Below are 1,373 nucleotides of genomic sequence, written 5' to 3'. Positions count from 1 at the left end.
GGTAGAGTCTTAGGACGTGGTGTAAATTCGGCAAGATGGTGAGAGCCATCGGCTTATCCGGTAAGGTAATGGTTAATCAGACAATTATCTTAGAAGGAGCAAACCGATGGCTGACAACAGCATGACATTCAGCAACACCCTGATGCAACTCGGCGGCGAAGACTTTCTGCGCGAGCTCACTGAGTTCATGCTCAACCGTATCATGGAGGCTGACGTCACTCAGCGCATCAACGCCGAACGCCATGAGCGCAGCGACGAACGTGAGACTTACCGTAACGGCTACCGTGACCGCCAGTACAACACCCGGCTCGGCACGCTGGATCTGCGTATCCCGAAGTTGCGTGAAGGCTCATACTTCCCGTCCTTCCTCGAAGCCCGCCGCCTGTCAGAGAAGGCCCTGAATGCGGTTATCCAGGAAGCATGGATAAACGGCGTCTCCACCCGCAAGGTGGATGCCTTGATCCAGTCGATGGGGATGACCGGCATCTCCCGCAGTCAGGTATCGTCCATCTGTCGTGGCATTGATGAGCGCGTACAGGCGTTTCTGCACCGACCGCTGGAGGGCGAATGGCCCTACCTGTGGCTGGATGCGACTTACGTGAAAGTGCGCAAGAACAGCCGGGTGGTCAGCGTGGCCGTTATAATCGCCTGCGCGGTTAACCTGGACGGACGCCGGGAGATCATCGGAATGGGCATCGGCGAGTCAGAAGCCAAAGCGTTCTGGCTGGCCTTCCTGCTGAGCCTTAAGGAGCGTGGTCTGGAGGGTGTGAAGCTGGTCATCTCCGACTCACACAGTGGTCTGAAAGCCGCGATCCAGCAGGTGTTCTCAGCCAGCTGGCAGCGCTGCCGGGTTCACTTCATGCGCAACGTACTGAGCCGCGTCAGCAGGGCGAACCAGTCGGTGGTGCGTGCGGCACTGCAACAGGTGTTCGTGCAGACCGACGAGAAAAGCGCCCATGCCACCTGGCGTGAGGTTGCCGGTCAACTGGAGAAGAGCAATCCGGCAGTCACGGAGATAATGGACGAAGCCGAAGCAGACGTGCTGGCTTACTTCAGCTTCCCGAAAGCACACAGGGTGAAGATCCACTCCACCAACACGCTGGAACGCCTGAACAAAGAGGTGAAACGGCGTGCCGACGTGGTGGGCATCTTCCCCAACGAAGAGAGTATCACGCGGCTCCTGGGGGCCGTGCTGACGGAACAGAACGAGGAATGGCTGCTGCAGAACCGTTATCTGCCACAACACACTATGGCGGAGATAGAGCAGGCCACTGAAACTGAAGTAATCGAAGCGCTGCCACTCAGCGCATAACAGGCACATTACCGGACCGGAAGGCTGGAACTGAATTTACACCACCTTGACGGACTCAACC

The 1,373-nt window shown here is 57.7% G+C and carries 1 protein-coding gene; it reads left to right on the top strand.

What is annotated here, in order from left to right:
* Positions 1–106 precede the first annotated feature (106 nt).
* Positions 107–1,312 (top strand): IS256 family transposase, encoded by a 1,206-nt coding sequence (locus UTM25_RS22655; RefSeq protein ID WP_194386839.1) that lies wholly within the window; start codon positions 107–109, stop codon positions 1,310–1,312.
* Positions 1,313–1,373 lie beyond the last annotated feature (61 nt).

The sequence above is a fragment of the Enterobacter sp. 61D5 genome, assembly GCF_034107965.1.
GTDB lineage: Bacteria > Pseudomonadota > Gammaproteobacteria > Enterobacterales > Enterobacteriaceae > Enterobacter > Enterobacter cloacae_M.
Note: the sequence above shows the minus strand (reverse complement) of the source record. Positions and strands in the feature narration are given on the sequence as shown.

What these genes read in the sequence shown, in the direction of transcription:
- UTM25_RS22655 (WP_194386839.1), top strand. Translation starts at nt 107, where the DNA reads ATGGCTGACAACAGCATGACATTCAGCAACACCCTGATGCAACTCGGC.